Below are 18952 nucleotides of genomic sequence, written 5' to 3'. Positions count from 1 at the left end.
AATGTGTGCCTCTGACACTCTCGACATGCCGAATTCCAATCGGGCAATGGTGCAACCCAGATATCAATCGGGTTATGCACGAAAGCCGGACTTCGGGAAGCGGCGGAACGGCCTTAAAGTCACATATCTTCTTCGGAAGTTGGCGGCTGGCTCGCGCTCGGGCAAACGGCAGCTATCTTACGTTCAAACCCAAAACAGTCGGGCCGGAAACGGCCCGTCGCTGCATAGTGTGCCACAGCGACCTTCAAAGCATGTAAGGAGTGGAAATCGGGCTATCGGCTTTCAGCGCCAAATTCACCGATCGTCGAGCTTCTTCACACTGCCGTTACGTCATGTGCGACCTTCGAGCTTCCGGGCGCGATACCGAACAGTTTGAGGGAAAAAGGCAGTGATCGTTCTAGCCTATGGCGCCTTATTTTTCTTGCTCATAGCGGTCGCCGGGCTTTGGATCTCACGGTGCTTTGTGATGGCCGTTCCGCTGGTCGATCCTGATCCACAGGGGGGGTGGGTCCATGAATCTGATGTCTTAGGCAACTACTATCCGACAATATAGGTAGACGCGCGACCGGGCGTCCTGATCATCGGGGGCAGCGAAGGCGGCATCGACGGCCAAGTCGATCGTGATGCCCTTACGATCAACCGAGGGCTATTCGGTTCTCGCCCTTTCGTTTTTCCGTGGTCCCGGTCAGCCAGACAAACTCGCGCTTATCCCGCTTGAGCTATTTGATCGGGCGTTGGGCTGGCTCAAGCAACAGCCAGAGGTGGCTGACGCACCTCTGGCGATGATCGGCATGTCAAAAGGCGCCGAGGCTGTACTGCTCATGGCTACGCGAAGACCGGACCTCGCGGCAGTAGTGGCGGCCGTGCCCTCAAGTGTCGTTTGGCCAGGTTTCGACTGGGGGCGTTTTCGGGGCTTGAAGGAATCATCATGGTCGCAGGAAGGACGACCATTGCCAATGTTACCATACGGGCGGTTCCACTGGCGCAGAGGCGTGCGCTCGATTTACGACGAAGGTCTAGATCGATCGGGAGCCATCCTGCGGCGGTTATACCGATCGAACTGTCTAAAGCCGCCGTCTTACTGATCTGCGGCGGCCTTGATCAGGTATGGCCATCTTGTCTTATGGCCGAGCAAATTGTCGCCCGAGATCGCAAGCTCTATGGTCCGCGGATTGAGATCCTTTCATACCTTGACGCCGACCATTGTGTCTTCTCATCGCCGCTTCAACCAGGCGAAAAGCCACGACGGTTCGGCTTTGGCCCGCCGGCCCGCAGGAACACGGCAGCTCAAGCCAATAGCTGGCGGCAAGCAATAGCGTTTCTAAAAGACACTCCGGGGGCGTCTGTTGCCGTTGGTGGCGGTCGAGCAAGCGGCAGCTATATCGCGGCATGCGACATTTCGGCGTCGCAGCAAGGAGTAGGTCGCGGCGCCTAATGTCCGCAGTTGGAGGCGGTAGCGGCCTGACCGGGACTTTCGGGTCCGGTCGGTGTAGGAACGGCAACGGGGAGGAGAGTTGCCGTTCGTTGACGTCGTGGGCATGTAGACGCCGGAGTCAGAGTGACGTTTCGGTATGTAAGCGGGGCGCGTATATCCCCGTCATCGGTTTCAAGTGTCGCATGCCCTTTGAACGTCGCAGGAATCAGACCTGTGCGGCCCACGTCAGATGTTCGAATGTCGGCCCGTTGTATGGGGCCATAAAGGGTCACCTGTATGAACGCGCGTATCTCCTTAGGATCGCTCCGATTGAACCGTGTGGCACCTTGGCTGCCCTCACCCGACAATTCTCCGCTGGGCGTTGCGCTACTACCGGCTCTGATCCGCCATCCTAGGGGTATGCGACAGACTGAAGTAAATTCCACCCCCCACGTCTCAATCGAAAATGCTTTGACACTCTGGGTGTCTGTCACCGGCAATCCGACGATCGAGAGAAGGTAAGTTCGTGGGTGGTCAGCGGCAGAAGCGGCGGCTGGAGCGAGAAGCAGCAACGGGAAAAGTGATTTCATCGCTAGACGATCCGCCACGTTCCGAATGACCGCAAGTGGGCGGAAGCCGCGGTCAAATCCGCGACTTGTCGAACGTCAGCTATACCGCGCTTCATGCCGGAAAGCGGACAGGCAGACATCGGCCCCTTTCGGGTGGTGTTTGAAGGGCATCCACACCTGTCTGCGGTTTTCGACAAATCGCCCGCGATTATGGGCCCGCGATTTTATGGTGGCACCGAATTTCCAGAAACGCACGCTACGTTCAGACGGTCCTGCCCTCACAAGGGTCCAGCAGTCGCCGGCAGGTAGCTCAACGATGCGGTGGATATGTCGGGCTTCGATTTGGTGGACAGTCCCGGGTGCGCGGTGCACCAGTTCGCTATTCCATCCGCCACTCGGCAGGACGTGGAATACCTCTTCGACATAGCCGCCAGCCAGGATCTCGGTCTCAAAGCCCCATGGGTGATCGTGCGGTTTGGCGCGCGGTTCCTCACGCCGGAAGTGATGAAGCGTCTGACCGTTGTTGAGATGATATTTTATGAATGCCGGCGAAAGCCGCTCGACGCGGATGATCTCAGCCCCGGGCGGGACGCGCTCGCTGGCGGCACGAGCTACTCGCAGTCCCATCGCACCATATCGATCTGCTGTCTTTGCATCGTGGTGATTCGCGCCATATCAGACTTATGCCCGCTTCGCCCCCCGCTTCAGCTTATCGCCAGCGAGGGGCACCTGAGCAGCTGGCGGGCGCGGTCGAACGCATTACCTTCCACAGCATCGAGACCGGCTACTGCGTTCTCAGGGTCAAGGCCCGCGGACAGCGCGACCTCGTGACCATGGTCGGGCATGCCGCCGCGATCGGCGCCGGTGAGCATGTCGAGGCGACGGGCATCTGGATCAACGACCGCCAACACGGGCTCCAGTTCAAGGCGGAGACAATCCGCACAACCGTCCCGACGACGCTGGAGGGGCTCGAGAAGTACCTCGGCTCGGGAATGATCAAGGGCATAGGCCCGGTTTACGCGAAGAAGCTGGTGACGGCGTTCGGCCAGGACGTGTTCGACATCATCGAGCGCGAGCCCACCCGGCTGCGAGAGGTGACCGGCATCGGCCCCGGGCGCGAGGCGAAGATCATTCGTGGGTGGAGCGATCAGCGTGCGATCCGCGAGATCATCGTCTGGCTTTACGGTCACGGCGTCAGCTCGGCGCGCGCGGTGCGGATCCACAAGACCTACGGCGAAGCGGCGATTGCGACGATCAAGGCCGATCCATACCGCCTCGCCCGCGACATCGTCGGCATCGGCTTCAAGACCGCCGATGCGATCGCCAGCAGCCTTGGATATGCCAAGGATGATCCCCGCCGCGTCCGAGCCGGCGTTGCCCATGCGCTGACCACGGCGATGGACGCCGGCCACTGTGGCCTGCCCCGAAAGGAGCTGACGATCTCGGGCGCGGAGCTGCTCGATATTCCGGCGCAGCTGATCGAAGCAGCGGTGGCGGCTGAGCTCATCGCTGGTGAGGTGGTCGCTGGAACCACCGACGGCTGCGAGGTTATCTTCCTCGCCGGGCTCTACCGCGCCGAGCAGAGTATCGCCGACCGCTTGCTCCGCCTGCAGACTGGCCGCCTGCCGTGGTCGGCGATCGACGCGGGCAGGGCGGTACCCTGGGTCGAGCAGAAGACCGGACTAGCCCTGTCGGCCGGGCAGGCCGACGCGCTGCGTCTCGCCGTGCTGTCCAAGGTCTGTGTCATTACCGGCGGACCTGGCGTCGGCAAGACCACCCTCGTCAACTCGATCCTCAAAGTGCTCACGGCGAAGAAGGTCGAGATCGCCTTGGCCGCTCCGACGGGTCGGGCGGCCAAGCGGCTGTCAGAATCGACGGGAATGGACGGCATGACCCTGCATCGTCTGCTCGAGACCGATCCAAAGGAGGGTGGCTTTAAACGAAACGCCGATAATCCTCTGACGTGTCAGCTGTTGGTCGTTGACGAGACCAGCATGGTCGACGTGCCGCTGATGAACGCTCTGCTCAAGGCGCTCCCCCCCGAGGCGGCACTGCTCCTCGTCGGTGACGTCGATCAGCTCCCCTCGGTCGGGCCGGGACAGGTGCTCAAGGATATCATCGCCAGCAATGCTGTCCCGGTGGTCCGGCTGACCGAGGTGTTTCGCCAAGCGGCGTCGAGCCGGATCATTATCAACGCCCATCGCATCAACGACGGGGTGATGCCCGACCTGATGGCGCGAAACGAGGGCGACTTTTTCTACGTCGACGCCGACGATCCTGGCGAGGTCGCCGATAGGGTGGTCGATCTTGTCGCCAGGCACATCCCGCGACGGTTCGGGTTCGACCCCGTGCGCGACATCCAGGTCCTCAGCCCGATGCAGCGCGGCGGTGCCGGTGCCCGGGCCCTCAATGCCCTGCTGCAAGTCCGTCTCAATCCCCCGACCGATCAGGCGATCGAGAAGTACGGTCATCGCTATGGTCCGGGCGACAAGGTCATGCACATCATCAACGACCGCGAGCGCGATCTCTACAACGGCGACCTCGGCGTCGTCATCCGGGTCGACCACACCGAGAGCGAGCTGACCGCGCGGTTTGGCATGACCGAGACCGTGTTTGACTTTGGCGAGCTCGACGCCCTGCAGCTCGCCTACGCGACCACCATACACAAGTCGCAAGGCTCGGAGTATCCGGTGGTCGTCTTACCGCTGACGATGCAGGCGTACACGATGCTCGGCCGCGAGCTGATTTACACCGCCGTCACCCGAGCCAAGAAACTGCTTGTGCTGGTCGGACCGAAAAAGGCTCTCGCGATCGCCGTGAAGCGGCGGCAGCAACGCCGCTGGTCGCTATTGCGTGACCGGCTCGCAAATGGAAGGGCAACGTGAGAAACGTCTGCTCATCGCATCGGTCAACCGAAAGCCGTCAGGCAGCGATCGGCCCCCCATTAGCCTGAGAAGGATTATACTCTATCAGTGCAAGGATACGTTGGCATTGGATTGGGGGAACAGCGGTCGAGTAAGCTTATCCTACCGACTGCCGTCCTATCATCCCCGCGTAGGGTCAATCAGATATTTCTCCCGTCGCTTTGCGTTGGTAGGCACGCAGGAGGTCGAGATTAAGCGCCTCGCTCAGGCTGATCGTGCGGGTGTAGTGTCTGGCGAAGGTCGTCGTCGGCTCATCGACGACGCGCTAGCGGAGGCGGGCGGCAACCTCGCGTCCGGCCTTGGCGATGAACGGGGTCAGGAGCAAACCCGACACACTCCAGCTAAAACCGAAGACGAAGCGGTTGAGCGTCGTCGGCGACAGGTCGTGCCGCCGTAGAGATACAGCGGCTTGAATGCGGTCGACCCGTACCAGCTGTATTCGGTCATCCGCGCCACCGCCGCCGACGCCATCGCGCCGCCGATGTCGCTGCCAAGGCTGCCTCCGCCGTGGCATCGAAGGCAATCGTCGCGCCGGTTTCGGTGCATGCCGCGACGAGCTGCGCTCGGAAATCGGCGTCGCGACTGCTGATCACATGCGTCGCGCCGATCGCCCGGAGGTTATAATCAAACATGACCTCTGGTCGTTAAAGCCACTGAGCGGCCAGTTTGCGGCAATTGGCGGGTGACGCAAATAGGCTACATAGCTAGCGTCACCAGGGACATAGAGGAGCTTCCATGGAAGCGGTAGGCATGCTCATCGCCGGAGAGTCCGCCGCAGCAACGGCCTATATTAAGGGTCGACGGGGCATGTCGCCGCGTCAGAAAGCATTCATTCTCCTGGCCTGCATGTTGGTCGTTGGTATTTCCGTCGGTTCATGGGTGTCGGGTTCATGGCTGGCTGCGATAACGTCGGTCGAGTTCGCGATCCTCGGCATGGGTCTCGGCATTCTGATAATTCAAAGCCAAGTCGGCCCTTCACTGCGAAAGGCCCTCGCCGAACGCGGACAGCCGTACGAACAGCCACTTTCTTTCCGCCTGACTCCCGAGGCGATCGTTATTGATCTAGCCGACCTGACGATGACCGCCCGGTGGGCGGGCGTTACCGACCTTTATGTAACACGCAAACATTGGGTGTTCCTGATTCAGAGCAGCGCTTTGGTCCTGCCTCGGCGCTTTTTTGCGACGTTCGAAGCCGAGCGCGAGTTCATAACCGAAGCAACCTCTCGGATGACCGCCGCCGCACGTGCGAGAAGCCCGCATGCGACAAGGATACGTGCTTAGAACGAACTGCCAGTGACCACAGTAGCCATGGAGTCGTTGGCCCAACTGATACGCTTAGGGTTTTTTTGGCAGCGGATGCAAACGGCCAGCGTGAGGCGTCGCCGTTCTAGCCGTACCGGGTGGTTGCGGCCGGCAAATTCCTGTCTCTTTGATGGCAGCTGATCAGCTTTCTACATCCGAAAGCCGGCGGGCGGGAACCGGCCCCGATGTTGACATCCGACTGTGAATGTATGGCAAGTCCTGTGAAGCGGCCGGGGCGTCGTGAAGGTCCGGGACCGGGTCAATAACCTGCAGCGTACGGCGTATCGGCCAGTGCAGCATGCGTACCTCTGACCCCCCGGTCGATTAGATCTAGAAAAGTGCCCTTCGCCGCCTCGGCGTCGCCCGTTTCGCTTAATTGAGCATACGCCCGTACAAATGCGGTGGTCCACGCCGAGGTGATCAGCCCGGCAGCGAGGTGTGCGACGGCATCATCGCTGGACCGATCCGCAGCGCCCCTCAAAACGGCGGCGAGGGCGCGGATGAAGTCGTCGCGCATCTGTCTTGCGCGGGCCTTCAGCGCCTCGCTCGCCAGGGCTGTTTCGACGAAGGCTTGAGTATCTGCGAATAGCGGGAAGCCAGGTTCGCTTTGTTCGGCCATGCGGTGAGCGAGTTCCCCCAGCGCTTGGATCGGTGAGGTGGCAGGGTGGCGCGAGCGGATGGCCTCGAATGCGATATCGCGGGCCTCGTGTTCGCGATCAAAGAACATGTCTTCCTTGCGGGGAAAGTGATTGAAGACCGTCATACGTCCGACATCGGCTGCCTCGGCGATCTCGTCGACCGTTACCCGGTCAAAGCCGCGCTCCATGAACATGCGCGTGGCAGCATCGGATATAGCCTGACGGGTCGCGAGCCGTTTGCGGCTTCTTCGATCCGAGATTGGTCTACTCATGGCTTGTGTCTCAACATATACCCAGTACAATGTGGGAGTGTATTTAATTTGAGGATGTTCCTATGGCTACGTCAACACCTGAGCCATCTGCTATTGCGGCACGTAGTAAAGCAGTGCTCGTCAGCGGCGCGAGCTTTGCCGGCCTCGCTACCGCATATTGGCTGAACCGGCTCGGCTACAGTGTCACTATCGTCGAGACGGCAAACGAACTGCGGCGGGGCGGTACGCCCGTTGATATCGAGGGAGAGACGAATCGACATCCTTACCCGCATGGGGCTTGTCGATGCGGTTCACGCCAAAGCCCTGCCCCCTCGCGGCTTCGAGTTCAAGGACGCGGACGACGCCACGCTGGGGTCGATCGGCAGCGGCGCTGACCCGGCGGCAAACGAGCGCTATGAAATTCATCGCGACGATTTGCTGGAGATCCTGTTCGACGCGCTATCCGACCAGATCGATGTGCTGTTCAGCCAGTCGATCGATCAGCTTGACGAGGGTTCAGATCTTGTGTCGGTCACATTCAACAATGGCGACAGGCGGGACTACGCACTCGTCTTCGGGTGCGACGGCAACCGTTCGAATACGCGCAAGCTGGCGTTCGGTGATGGCGACCAATTCACCTACTTCATGGGCGGCTACTTTTTCCTGAAGGTGGTGCCGCAGATCGGGCTACTTCCCGCCAACAAATCGCAGGTTTTCAGCGTACCCGGCCGCATGGCGATGCTCAACGGCTATGACGATCGCACTGACATCGGGTTCGGTTTTCGGACCGATGGCGAGATCGATTACGACTATCGCGACCGGGCGCAGCAACGGCGCCTCATTCACGACCATTTTCATGCATTGGGATGGAAAGTGCCGGCCATGCTCGCGTGCGCGGGCGGGGATGACGATTTCTACTTCGATCGGCTTAACCGGATCAGGATGCCATGCTGGTCGCGCGGTCGCGTGGCTCTGGTGGGCGACGCGGGCTACTGCGTCTCACCCCTCGCGGGCTTCGGCGGCTCGATGGCGATTATCGGCGCCGGCAGGTTGGCGGACGCGCTCGAGCGGCATCCCGGCGATCATGCTGCCGCATTCCGGCACTACGAGGTCGGGCTGCGGCCACTCGTCGAAGAGGTGCAGGAACGCGCGGCTACCACCGGCCTAGCGATGATGTTTCCCGCCGACGAGATCGAGCTTGCCGAGCGCGATCGCAGGCTCGCTACAGGTGAAATCGACTTTTAGGAGCTGCCGACTTTTGCTCGGAGGGAATCGGTCCAAATCTGAGCGGGAGCAGCTGGCCCGCTGCCCGGTTTGTGGAAGTGTAAACCTCCGGCCCAGGATCCCTGTACCTAGGTCAGTTTGTGGAGCGCGCGTCCGAACACGTCGTGTGTTGGGAACTGAACGAAAGTCCGCTTTGCCCCGTCGAACGCCCGAAAGCCGCCGGGAGGCAATTGGCCCCGATGTTGCCCGGAGGACAGAGGCCGCGGCGAAGGCGACTGACGGCGTGGATAGCGGACATTCATTCAACGCCGCTGTATTCTGCAAGCAAGTCCGTTGTTTCGTCTCGAATAGCATAAATAGGCGAGCCGCCGAGCGTTTCCTGCTTAAGCCGAAGCTCAATGCACATCATCCCGGACCCTTGGCTAGAGGAGAGCCGCCGCTAGACCCTGCTTGGTCCGCAGGAAGCGCCTATATTACATCAGCTGACCTGCCAGCTTCTCTGCTGGCTCGGTATTCCATCAATGGCCACCGCGATCGAGTGCTCAGAGGCTAACCGATTAGCGGCCCGCTCTGCTTCCTTCGGCCGCTGATCGAAGCACGAACGCGCGAGATTGACAGCAGCTAGGTTACTTACAGTCCAATCGTATAACACGGAGAATGGCTTCCCCAGAGATTCACCAAGCTCGGTGAGCTCATACTCAACTGCGACTGGTGACAACGGGATAACGCGACGATCCACGAGGCCGTTACGTTCAAGTCGGCGTAGACATTGCGTCAAAGCTTTTTGCGTAACACCTTCGATCTGACGCCGGATGGCGTTGAAGCGCAGCGGGCCCGGTTCAAGAACAGCCAGCACCATCATCGACCACTTATCGGCAATCTGGTCGAACAACTGACGACTCGGGCATTCGGAGGAAAAGCGTTGGGGGCCGACCATGAGCGGTATCCTTGAATATACCTAGGCGAAACGAAGTGCTTTCTTGACGGCTAGTATCACGAGTATACTTAGGATGTCGACGTACCAACCGGTCTGTTGTGATTTGATGTGAACATGCAGCCGCAAGCGCCGTGTCGGAGCTAAGTTGGTCAACCTTGGAGGCGTCATCGTGGCAAATTTAGAATCAGGACAGTCGCTGACCGCCCGAGCCGTGGCGTTCAGCGGGCCAGGCGGTGTCGAGGTCATCCGCGTCATCGACCGCGAGGTTCCCCCGCCGGCCGAAGGGCAGGTGCGGATCGCGGTTCGGGCAGCCGCTATTAACCCGACCGACATTCTGCTGCGCCAGATGGGTAGCGCCGATCAACCGCCCCCTGCCGTGCCCGGCGTCGATGCCGCCGGTACCATCGAATCGATAGGCCCAGGAGTCTCGCGCCTTAGCGTCGGGCAAAAGATCGTTGCGGTGGTCAAGGCCCATCGGCCGGAGGGCGGAGCGCAGTCGCAGTACATCGTCGTCCCGGCGGCGTCGGTCGTTCCCATGCCCGACGGGCTCTCCTTCGCGGAGGCGTGCACGATCTCGATGAACGGGCTCACCGCGATGCGCTCGCTGGAGCTTGCCGATTTACGTGCGGGACAAAGCCTCGCCATCACCGGCGGCGCCGGGCTTCTCGCACAATATGCGACCGTGATCGCCAAGGGGCGCGGACTGCGGGTCATCGCGGACGCGAAGCCGGAGGAGGCTGAGACCGTCCGCAGCTATGGGGCGGAGGTGGTGGTGGATCGGGGGCCAGGCTTCGCCGACGCTGTCCGGCGTGCGTTTCCGGACGGCGTTGATGCCCTGATCGATACGGCGGTGCTGGAGGAGAAGGCCTTTCCTGCCATTCGCGATGGTGGCGTCTACCTTTCCGTTCGGCGCTGGAAAGAACGGCCGGTGGAGCGCGGCATCCTCGTCAAGCCGATACTCGTCTATGACGTGTTCGAGCGCACCGAATGGCTTGAGGAGCTTCGGCGGCTTACCGAAGCGGGCAAGATCGTACCTTGCGTCGCTGGTGAATACACGCCCGAGCAGACGGGTGCCGCTCATGCCGTCCAAGAAGCCGGCGGGGTCCGCGGTCGCCTGGTCATCCTCTTCTGAACGTCGGCGGCATATCTTGAAGGAACCAAGTCAATGAAAGATAATACGAATAGCGCCGCATGGCAGCCAAAAGTGGGAACACCGCTTGAGGTCGGCCCGGCGGAAATGCCGGTTCCAAGAGAAAATGAGATTCTGGTCCGCAATCGGGCGATCGCCATCAACCCGGTCGATTGGATACTCCAGGACAATGCGATCTTCCCATGGCTCGACTATCCGGCCATCCTGGGAAGCGATGTGGCGGGAGAGGTGGCTGCAATCGGCAGCGGCGTCACCGGCTTTAAGGTCGGCGATCGTGTTCTTGGTCAATCGGTCGGAGCGACGACGAACCAGCCGACACATGGCGCTTTCCAGGCCTTCACGCTCATCATGGCCAACATGGCCGCGACAATCCCGGCCAGCATGACCTTCGAGGACGCAGCGGTGATCCCGCTCGGACTTGGAACGGCCGCGTGCGGGCTGTTCCAGAAGGATCAGCTCGGGCTGCATCATCCCAGCCTGTCGCCACACCAGACAGGGGAAACGGTTCTGGTTTGGGGCGGCTCATCAAGCGTCGGCTGCAACGCGATCCAGCTCGCGGTTGCGGCGGGCTATGACTGCGTGACCACGGCCTCGCCGCGCAACCGGCAGCTTTTGACGGACCTCGGCGCGAGCCATGTCTTCGATCACGCTGATCCTGGCGTGGTCGAGGCGATCGTCGAGGCGCTCCGCGGGAAGACGCTTGCAGGGGCGCTGCACGCGACGGGCGACATGGTAGCCAGCTTTGCAGTCGTGAGCCGATGCCAAGGGCGCAAGTTCGTGTCCACGACCCTTCCCCCTCCAGAAGGACGGGCCGAGGGCGTCGAGACCAACCACATTTCCGGCACCAGCCTGAAAGACAACGAGGTTAGCCGGGCGGTATATCGCGATTTTCTGTCGCCCGCGTTGGCCGCTGGCCGCTTCCAGCCTGCGCCCAGCCCTGACGTCGTGGGTAGCGGCCTAGAGGCGTTGCAGGGCGCGTTGCAGGTCCAGAAGGCGAGCGTCTCCGGCCAGAAGATAGTGATCACCATCGATGAATGACTACGATCGAGAGGAACTGGACGCCGATCCGGCCGGGACGATGGTGACCCGACGGTATCTGTCGATCGGGTTCGTGGGGTTGGGTGCGATCGGAAGCGCCGTCGCCCGGCATTTGCTGGCCAGCGGGCACAAAGTCACCGTGTGGGCTCGTCGACCTAGCGCACTAAGTGATTTTGCGGCGCGGGGCGGCATCGTCGCGAGCTCTCTGAGCGAAATCGGAGAAGCCGACATCATCATCAGCGTCGTGTTCGACGACGATGCAACGCGAGAAGTTGTGCTGGGTCCCGCTGGTTTCATCCACGCCATGCGGCCGGGCTCAATCCACGTGGCGATGGAGACAATCTCTCCGGCGCTCTCACGTGAGCTGTACGACAGTCATACGGCTCGAGGTCAGCATTACCTTGCCGCGCCAGTCTTCGGCCGTCCTGAGGCCGCAGAAGCCGGACAGCTCGGCATCATGTGTTCCGGCGGCAAAGATGTTTACGTCATTGTGGCTCCGATCCTGGCCTTTGCGGGAACGCCCCGCTGGGTTGGACCACAAGCCGAACAGGCTATGCTTGTGAAGCTGATCGGCAACCATATGATCCTGACCATGGGTGAGCTTTTGGGCGAGACCTTCGCGTTTTTAAGGGCCGGCGGGATTTCCGGCGCTGAATCCAAAGCCGCGTTATTGGATGATTTGATCCCAACTGTTTTGGCTGGCTACGCCCAGCGAATGGCAGATCAACCTGAGACGTCGCGTCCGGCGGCCTCGCGCATTGGCCGTAAGGACAACGCCTTAGTGCTTGACGTGGCCGAGCGCATGAACATCGATTTGCCTCTGGCTCGTCTTATCGCCGGCCTATAACAAGTCGATTACTTTAAGCGGAATATATTTAGAAACTTGAAGATATGCTCCGATCCTAAAGTCCGCCGCTCCTGATTGGAAAGCTTCAGCGGGATAATCATGGAAGGACTATGCCGCATTTGCCGCAGGCGTAGCGGGTTGGCGACGTGACTGATGTGACCCCCGTTTTTTTCCTCCATCTGGAGCTAGAGTCCGACCCATTGGAGGGACGGACAGATGAAGCGGAAGCAGTTTTCGGAAGAGCAGATCATCGGCATCCTGAAGGAGGCCGAGGCGGGCGCGGTGGTGACGGAGCTGTGCCGCAACCACGCGATGTCGAGCGCGACCTACTATGCGTGGAAGGCGAAGTTCGGCGGTCTGGAGGTGTCCGACGCAAAGCGGCTGCGGGCGCTCGAGGAGGAGAACGGCAGGCTCAAGCGGCTGCTGGCGGACACGATGCTCGACAACGCGGGGTTGAAGGATCTGCTGTCAAAGAAATGGTAGCGCCCGCCGCGAAGCGGGAGGCGGTCGCGCATCTCCAGACAATGCTGGGGATGAGCGAGCGGCGGGCGTGCATGGTCGTCGGGGCGGATCGCAAGAGCATGCGGTATCGCTCGTGCCGGGCCGATGATAGCGACCTGCGGTCGCGGCTGCATGAGCTGGCGCAGCAACGTCGGCGGTTTGGCTATCGGCGGCTGCACATCCTGCTTCGCCGCGACGGCATCATCATCAACCGCAAAAAGACCTAGCGCCTGTATCGCGAGGAGGGGCTTGTCATCGGTCCTGCAATTCTCCGCAAAAGTGGGCTTTGAAAATTCCCTGATTGGCATTCCTTTCGGTTCATTCCGGCGGGGCTAGCCCCGCCGGAATGAACCGAGCCGCCATCGATGCCAGTTCCTCCGTGGAGACGGGAGGCGGCGATGGTTCGACTTGGAGAGCTGATGATGATCCTTGAGCTGCATCGACAGGGCGTGTCGATTACCGCGATTGCCCGGCGGACCGGGCGCGACCCCAAGACCGTGCGCAAGTATATCGAGCGCGGGATCGAGGCGCCGGCTTACGGGCCGCGCTCGGTCGGGCGCCCGAGCAAGCTGGGCTCGTTCATGGACTTCCTGCGCGAGCGGGTGATGGCCTTTCCCGATCTCAGCGCCGCCCGGCTGACGCGCGAGATCCGGGAGCTCGGCTACGCCGGCGCCTACACCGCGGTGAAGCGCTATCTCGCTGCGATCCGGCCGGCGAACGGACCCAAGCCGTACGAGGTGCGCTTCGAGACCCCGGCGGGGGTACAGGCGCAGGTCGACTTTGCCCGCTTCGTCGTCGACTTCACCGACGATCCCGGCACCAGCCGCATCGTCTGGCTGTTCAGCCTGGTGCTCGGCCACTCGCGCTTCATCTTCGCGCGGTACGTCATGCACCAGGATCTGCAGACGCTGCTGCGCTGTCACATGCAGGCGTTTGCTGCGCTCGGCGGGACGCCGATCGAGATCCTTTACGACCGCATGAAGACTGCGGTCACCGGCGAGGATGATGCCGGCCACATCGTCTACAACCGCTCTCTGCTGGCGCTCGCCGGGCATTATCGCTTCCAGCCCCGCGCCTGCCGGCCGTATCGGGCGAAGACCAAGGGTAAGGTCGAGCGGCCGTTCAGCTACATCCGGCAGGACTTCTTCCTTGGCCGCCGCTTCCGCGACCTCGACGATCTCAACCTCCAGCTGGCCGACTGGCTCGCCACCGTCGCCAACGTCCGCGTCCACGGCACGACCCAGCGTGTCGTGGCCGAGGCGTTCGCTGCCGAGCAGCCCGAGCTGCAGACGTTGCCCGTTCACCGCTTCGATGCCGTGCTCAAGCTCGAGCGCCGCGTCAGCCACGACGGCTTCGTCGCCGTCGGCGGCAACTTCTATAGCGTCCCCGATCGCACCCGGCGGGTGGTCGAGGTCCAGCAACTGCCCGATCTGGTCCGCATCCTCGAGCTCGGCCGTGTCATCGCCGAGCACCCGGTTCTTGAAGGCCGCAAGCAGTATCGCATCGACCGCAGTCATCGCACCGGCGGCAGCGGCGCCGCCCGCCGTACCGGTGTTGCTGCGGGTATCACGCTCGGCCGGCTCGGTGATCATGTGCCCCTGCGCTCGCTCGCCGTCTACCAGGCGATCGGCAGCCAGCTCGCCGCGGGAGGTCGGCCATGACCCTGCTCGCCGCCTCGGGACGCGTCGACAACATCCGCCGCAGCCTCGTCGGTCTGAAGATGCCCCGCGCGCTCGAGATGCTAGACGCGACGCTGCGCCGGATCGAGCAGGGCCAGATCGACGGCATCGAAGCGCTCGACGAGCTTCTGCTCGAGGAGCTGTCGCTGCGGGAGAACCGCCGGATCAAGGCGGCGCTGCGGATGGCGCGGCTGCCGGTGGTCAAGACGCTCGCCGGCTTCGACTTCTCGTTCCAGCCATCGCTCGACCGCAACCGCATCATGGCGCTCGCCGGGCTCGACTTCATCCCGCGTGCTGAGGTCGTCCACCTGCTCGGGCCACCGGGCACCGGCAAAAGCCATCTCGCCACCGCGCTTGCCGTCGAGGCAGTACGCGCCGGCAGACTCGTCTACTTCATCCCGCTCGCCGACCTCGTCGCTCAGCTCGCCAAGGCCGAGCGCGAAGGCACCCTGCGCGAGCGCATCCGCTTCCTGTGCCGGGCGTCGCTGCTCGTCGTCGACGAGATCGGCTACCTGCCGGTGACGCCCGGCGGCGGCAACCTGTTCTTCCAGCTGGTCAACGCGCGCTACGAAAAGGGCGCGATGATCCTCACCTCGAACCGAGGCTTCGCCGAATGGGGCGACATCTTCGGCAGCCCGGTCGTCGCCACAGCACTCCTCGACCGGCTCCTGCATCACGCCGTCGTCATCCAGATCGAGGGCTCGAGCTACCGCATGCGCGAGCATGCCGCTCTCATCCCCGAGAACCTGCGCGCCAGCCATCTCGCCAACCTGCCCGCCGAGCCCAGGCGACGCGGACGCCCGCCAAAAAAGGATCGTGACGATCACCAACCCGGTTGATCACCGAAACCTAACCCGCCGCCGACCTAGGGAATTTTAAACGCCCACAATTAGGGAAACTTCGGTGCCCGTTGACAGGGCTGACGGTCCGTCGCCGCAAAGGACGTAAGCGCGCTGTTGGCGCGCGGGCACCTGCGCCCATGATCGCGCTGCCCAAACAGCGATGGAGCCTCGACTTCGTCCATGACCAGCTCGCCACCGGACGGCGCTTCCGCGTGCTCAACATCGTCGATGATGTGACGCGCGAGTGTCTGGCAGCGGTGGTCGACCCGTCGATCTCAAGCAGGCGGGTGGTCCGCGAGCTTACCGACCTGATCGCAAGGCGCGGCGCACCCAAGATGATCGTCAGCGATAATGGCACTGAGCTGACGTCGAACGCGGTGCTGGCCTGGTGTGGCGACGTCGGCATCGAGTGGCACTACATCGCGCCAGGCAAGCCGACCCAGAACGGGTTCGTCGAAAGCTTCAACGGTCGCATGCGCGACGAGCTGCTCAACGAGACGCTGTTCTTCACGATCGGCCAGGCCCAAGCGATCCTCGCCCGCTGGGTCGACGACTACAACACCGAGCGGCCGCACTCCTCGCTCGGCTACGCCACCCCGGCGGCGTTCGCCGCCGGTCTCGAAAAGCACGCGCCCGTGCGCGACAACACCAACCGTCTCTGGTTGCCGCTGAATGAAAGCCGGGGGTCACGTCAGTATCTCGTCGCCCTTTCATCGTTATCGAAAGCTGCCCCACCCTCCAGGTCGGCTTCGATTGGCGGACGTAAAATGAGCCGTGCTGTTTGCAATCGAGGCGAGTAAGGAGGTCTCATTGAGATCAGCGTACTCAAATGAGTAAGGGCTTTCCATAAGTCCCGGCTATAAGCTGCCTCTACGCTTTCCATGCCAAGTCGCCTATCCCGCGGCTTCCATACCTTGGGCGTCATCAGTCAAAAGTCGGACAGCCGGGCTCGCTCGTGTCTGCCGCCAAGCGGTCATTTTGCTATTCGGAAAGCCCATTCGGCTATCTCAAAGAGTATCGCCACATCTCCGGTATCGTTCCAGACAGCAACTTCCAGTCCCCAGTAGAAGCGGTGCCTAGTGCTCCCAAGTTCACGCTTTTCCTCGGTCTGTGTCCCTGCACATGTCCGCAACACGACGGTGTCGCCAGCCACAACCCGCTTGGTGGGGAACCAGAACATGTGGCGCAATTCGTTCGATACCCTGTTCGGCTCGACGTAAGTCGTGTCTGCCAGAATATAGCCGCCAAGGTCGCAGTCGCTGTCGACCGACAGCATCACGTGCTCCTTGCTGGCGTCGCCGTGGCCGTAAACACCTGTGATGCTGACTTCCATCCGATTCCGCCTTGCGAATGCATTGACGCTAATGTGGATCCGTTTCGGCGGCGAAGCAAGACTGATCGATACGCGCCGTCGTCGCCAGCCCCATCGCATAGTCCGCATCTAAGCAAAGAAGGACTATCGTGTCCGACGCGAGAAGGCTCGACGATGCTGCGTCCGCCGAGGACCTGACGAAGGTATGCTCACCTGTGGAGCTGAACTACCCGGTTTCAACCTCATCGTCGAAACGCTCGCAATGCATACGACTTCGGCCTAACGGGTCGAGCTTACGTCCGATATGGGCAAGTGTCTCCGTTCACGACCACGTCGTCGGAGCAGTGGCGGCATCGGGGACCGATCGACCACCGAGGTGAGATCGCCAGTATCGGCCACCCGGCGCAGACCGGAAGTTGGCGAAGGCACGGTACGAAGGCATCGTCGTTCGGACTGCTACGAGCACCGCCTGGAGAAGGCGATCGTCCAAAGCACCCGCGACGGTCTCAAGCGTATCGTCGATGCGACGTGGTCCTGTCATGATATCAGCAATAAACTCAGCATCTCCGCCGATCGGACGACGGAAGGCCCGCACGGACGATGCTGGCGCGTGCCGTCTGCATCCGCGGAAGGTCCCGGCTGTCTGCCGTGGCTGAGCGGCGACAGTACCCTCGACGCTGCCTTCGTGGAGGCGCGGGTGCTGGCCGATAGGGTCAACCTCCATCAGAGCGTAGAACGCCCGGATCGCGCCGGGGGATCCCCCTCCGAAGTCCAGTTTTCAGCCGCAGCAAGCGCTCAGCGAAGATGTTGGAATGTTGCACATCATACCAGAATACAGGAGCGAACATGATGGACCGGTCGCCTGAAAACGCTGGACGCGCGGCTTTGGTCGATGCGGTCAACGGAGAGCTAGCGCTTGCGGGCGTCGACGACGTCAGGGTGAGGACGAGTGATTTCGGCTTCTACAGGTGGATCGACGGTGGACTGGAGTGCGAAGCGACACTGACGATGCCGCAGGGTCACAGGCGACGCTTCGTATTCCTGGCCCGCCTGCACATCGCGAAAACGGACGCGTCGATCCTTGACGTGGCGGAGATGTTCGCGAAGGTCGTCGCGGATTGCCGACGTGCTGGGGACGAGGTAGCGCGACGCATCGAGAATGTGCGGATCGCCTGTGAAGATACACTTGCACTTCGCAGCGCTTCCAGCCGCGCGTTGGAATTGATCGATGTTACGGCCCAGGATCAGCTGGTCACGATGCCGGAAGATCCGTGCTTCGTGACGATCGAAACGACCGGGTACGACGTCGACCTCGACGTGTGCCGGCACTATCTGAAGATTAGGAACCAAGCCGATACAGTGGACACTCTGCGCGAGCACATGGCGCATCAGTGGGTTCTGCGTTCACGAGCGGATGCTCTGCGCGCGGCGAACGCCGCCGGTGCGGTAGAATCGTTCACGCTCAGATTACTGGCACGAGGACGACGCTCGCTCGGCAGCGTGCTGGAAGAGATGGGCAGAGCCCAGGCGATTGATCTCGGCGCCTCGCGGACCGGCGCCATCCCAGGAATGATCATCCGACGTTCTGAAGGCTTGGTGACGTGCAACTGCCGGTTGGATGATAAGGCGACGTGGGATGCCGGGACCCTCACCGTGTCCGGGAGCCGCATCCCGGATACCGTAATCGTCGTAGCCCGAGGCATGGCGATCGGCCGCGTTGTCGGCTTCGACCTCTTTACCGACGACATGAAAATCTTCGGCGTTCACCCGGGACATTATGGCACGGTGTTCGACGTCGGATCGCCACTCGTCTTCTTCGACGTATCGGGTTCCGTCATCGGGCCGGCACTCCACGAGGCGCCAGCGGACTAGACTGGGTGGGCTGCCGAATGAAGCCCAAGGACCGGATAGGTTGTCGCAGCCACAGTAGGGATACACCGATGAAAGTCGTCTAGCTAGCCCATGACGGACCAGATCTGCCGAACGCACCACCACCAACGTCTGGACGACGTCCGTCGTCGCGCGGGAACGCCGCGCTCGCCGCAATTGGAGCAGTCCAACGGGGAGGACAGGCCGGTGCGGGGCGGCTTGAAGTCTGACTGCGGTCCCCAACGGAGGGAGGTGGACAACCGATCATCGTCGACAGGCCTCGATGCCTTGAATGGGAGACAGTGATCGATCCGGCTTGAACCGACTTCGGATCAAGCTAAACTGAGGTCAAAGGGAGCGACGCATTGTCCCTTTCTTAGCCGGGTCGTCGACGGTTTGTGGGGACGTATGGAATTCGGCCAGGCAAATCGGGCATGCGGATAGTACGGTCTTGA

The 18952-nt window shown here is 61.8% G+C and carries 17 protein-coding genes and 2 pseudogenes; 14 read left to right on the top strand and 5 right to left on the bottom strand.

The genetic code is table 11. The annotated features are described in order from the left end of the window. The first annotated feature begins 623 nt into the window (after positions 1-623). Positions 624-1085: an acyl-CoA thioester hydrolase/BAAT C-terminal domain-containing protein gene (locus KTC28_RS23220; RefSeq protein ID WP_369426570.1), complete on the top strand. Its 462-nt coding sequence runs from the start codon at positions 624-626 to the stop codon at positions 1083-1085. Further along, positions 980-1435 carry an acyl-CoA thioester hydrolase/BAAT C-terminal domain-containing protein gene (locus KTC28_RS23215; RefSeq protein ID WP_369426583.1) on the top strand — a complete coding sequence of 152 codons (456 nt, stop codon included), beginning with the start codon at positions 980-982 and terminating at the stop codon, positions 1433-1435. Before KTC28_RS23220 ends, KTC28_RS23215 begins: the two co-directional genes overlap by 106 nt. Positions 1436-2079: 644 nt before the next feature. On the opposite strand, the gene KTC28_RS02595 is transcribed toward KTC28_RS23215, so the two are convergent. Then, a complete protein-coding gene (locus KTC28_RS02595) occupies positions 2080-2610 on the bottom strand; it encodes a hypothetical protein (RefSeq protein WP_216711420.1) in 531 nt (176 codons plus the stop codon). Between the two features lie 56 nt (positions 2611-2666). Here KTC28_RS02595 and recD2 point away from each other — a divergent pair, with 56 nt between their 5' ends. Continuing rightward, the gene (gene recD2 / locus KTC28_RS02590) at positions 2667-4868 is read left to right on the top strand and encodes an SF1B family DNA helicase RecD2 (protein WP_216711419.1); all 2202 of its coding nucleotides are present in this window, start codon (positions 2667-2669) and stop codon (positions 4866-4868) included. A 482-nt stretch (positions 4869-5350) separates the two neighbouring features. On the opposite strand, the gene KTC28_RS02585 is transcribed toward recD2, so the two are convergent. Beyond that, positions 5351-5539, bottom strand: coding sequence for a hypothetical protein (locus KTC28_RS02585; protein ID WP_223132280.1), 189 nt, complete (start codon positions 5537-5539; stop codon positions 5351-5353). A gap of 118 nt (positions 5540-5657) precedes the next feature. Between KTC28_RS02585 and KTC28_RS02580 the strand changes: the two genes are divergently transcribed. Then, entirely contained in the window at positions 5658-6188 is a 531-nt protein-coding gene (locus KTC28_RS02580) for a YcxB family protein (protein WP_255602204.1), read from the top strand. Positions 6189-6468: 280 nt separating this feature from the next. Here the strand turns inward: KTC28_RS02580 and KTC28_RS02575 are convergent, their stop codons facing one another. Next, positions 6469-7119 (bottom strand): TetR/AcrR family transcriptional regulator, encoded by a 651-nt coding sequence (locus KTC28_RS02575; protein ID WP_216711416.1) that lies wholly within the window; start codon positions 7117-7119, stop codon positions 6469-6471. Between the two features lie 62 nt (positions 7120-7181). Here KTC28_RS02575 and KTC28_RS23210 point away from each other — a divergent pair, with 62 nt between their 5' ends. Beyond that, positions 7182-7493, top strand: coding sequence for an NAD-binding protein (locus tag KTC28_RS23210; protein ID WP_216711415.1), 312 nt, complete (start codon positions 7182-7184; stop codon positions 7491-7493). After that, positions 7390-8343 (top strand): Rossmann-fold NAD(P)-binding domain-containing protein, encoded by a 954-nt coding sequence (locus tag KTC28_RS02565; protein WP_216711428.1) that lies wholly within the window; start codon positions 7390-7392, stop codon positions 8341-8343. Before KTC28_RS23210 ends, KTC28_RS02565 begins: the two co-directional genes overlap by 104 nt. A 457-nt stretch (positions 8344-8800) precedes the next feature. Here the strand turns inward: KTC28_RS02565 and KTC28_RS02560 are convergent, their stop codons facing one another. Then, a complete protein-coding gene (locus KTC28_RS02560; protein WP_216711414.1) occupies positions 8801-9259 on the bottom strand; it encodes a winged helix-turn-helix transcriptional regulator in 459 nt (152 codons plus the stop codon). Between the two features lie 169 nt (positions 9260-9428). Between KTC28_RS02560 and KTC28_RS02555 the strand changes: the two genes are divergently transcribed. The 7 genes and pseudogenes from KTC28_RS02555 to KTC28_RS02525 form a co-directional block, all read left to right on the top strand. Beyond that, positions 9429-10391 carry an NADP-dependent oxidoreductase gene (locus tag KTC28_RS02555; RefSeq protein ID WP_223132279.1) on the top strand — a complete coding sequence of 321 codons (963 nt, stop codon included), beginning with the start codon at positions 9429-9431 and terminating at the stop codon, positions 10389-10391. A 33-nt stretch (positions 10392-10424) separates the two neighbouring features. Further along, on the top strand, positions 10425-11447 hold the full coding sequence (locus KTC28_RS02550; RefSeq protein WP_216711412.1) for a zinc-binding alcohol dehydrogenase family protein: 1023 nt from the start codon (positions 10425-10427) through the stop codon (positions 11445-11447). Further along, positions 11440-12294 (top strand): NAD(P)-dependent oxidoreductase, encoded by an 855-nt coding sequence (locus tag KTC28_RS02545; protein WP_216711411.1) that lies wholly within the window; start codon positions 11440-11442, stop codon positions 12292-12294. Before KTC28_RS02550 ends, KTC28_RS02545 begins: the two co-directional genes overlap by 8 nt. 216 nt (positions 12295-12510) lie before the next feature. After that, positions 12511-13019: pseudogene (locus tag KTC28_RS02540) on the top strand (transposase); the annotation flags it as partial. Between the two features lie 174 nt (positions 13020-13193). Then, positions 13194-14456 (top strand): IS21 family transposase, encoded by a 1263-nt coding sequence (gene istA, locus KTC28_RS02535; protein WP_216711672.1) that lies wholly within the window; start codon positions 13194-13196, stop codon positions 14454-14456. Next, a complete protein-coding gene (istB, locus tag KTC28_RS02530) occupies positions 14453-15313 on the top strand; it encodes an IS21-like element helper ATPase IstB (protein ID WP_216711673.1) in 861 nt (286 codons plus the stop codon). Before istA ends, istB begins: the two co-directional genes overlap by 4 nt. Before the next feature lie 77 nt (positions 15314-15390). Then, a pseudogene (locus KTC28_RS02525) lies at positions 15391-15930 on the top strand (IS3 family transposase); the annotation flags it as partial. A 359-nt stretch (positions 15931-16289) separates the two neighbouring features. Here the strand turns inward: KTC28_RS02525 and KTC28_RS02520 are convergent. Further along, on the bottom strand, positions 16290-16649 hold the full coding sequence (locus KTC28_RS02520) for a lamin tail domain-containing protein (RefSeq protein WP_216710400.1): 360 nt from the start codon (positions 16647-16649) through the stop codon (positions 16290-16292). Between the two features lie 825 nt (positions 16650-17474). Between KTC28_RS02520 and KTC28_RS02515 the strand changes: the two genes are divergently transcribed. Further along, positions 17475-18500 carry a hypothetical protein gene (locus KTC28_RS02515; protein WP_216710401.1) on the top strand — a complete coding sequence of 342 codons (1026 nt, stop codon included), beginning with the start codon at positions 17475-17477 and terminating at the stop codon, positions 18498-18500. Positions 18501-18952 lie beyond the last annotated feature (452 nt).

This window comes from Polymorphobacter megasporae (assembly GCF_018982885.2).
GTDB lineage: Bacteria > Pseudomonadota > Alphaproteobacteria > Sphingomonadales > Sphingomonadaceae > Polymorphobacter_B > Polymorphobacter_B megasporae.
The sequence above is the reverse complement of the archived record's forward strand: the minus strand, read 5'-3'. Positions and strand labels throughout refer to the sequence as shown.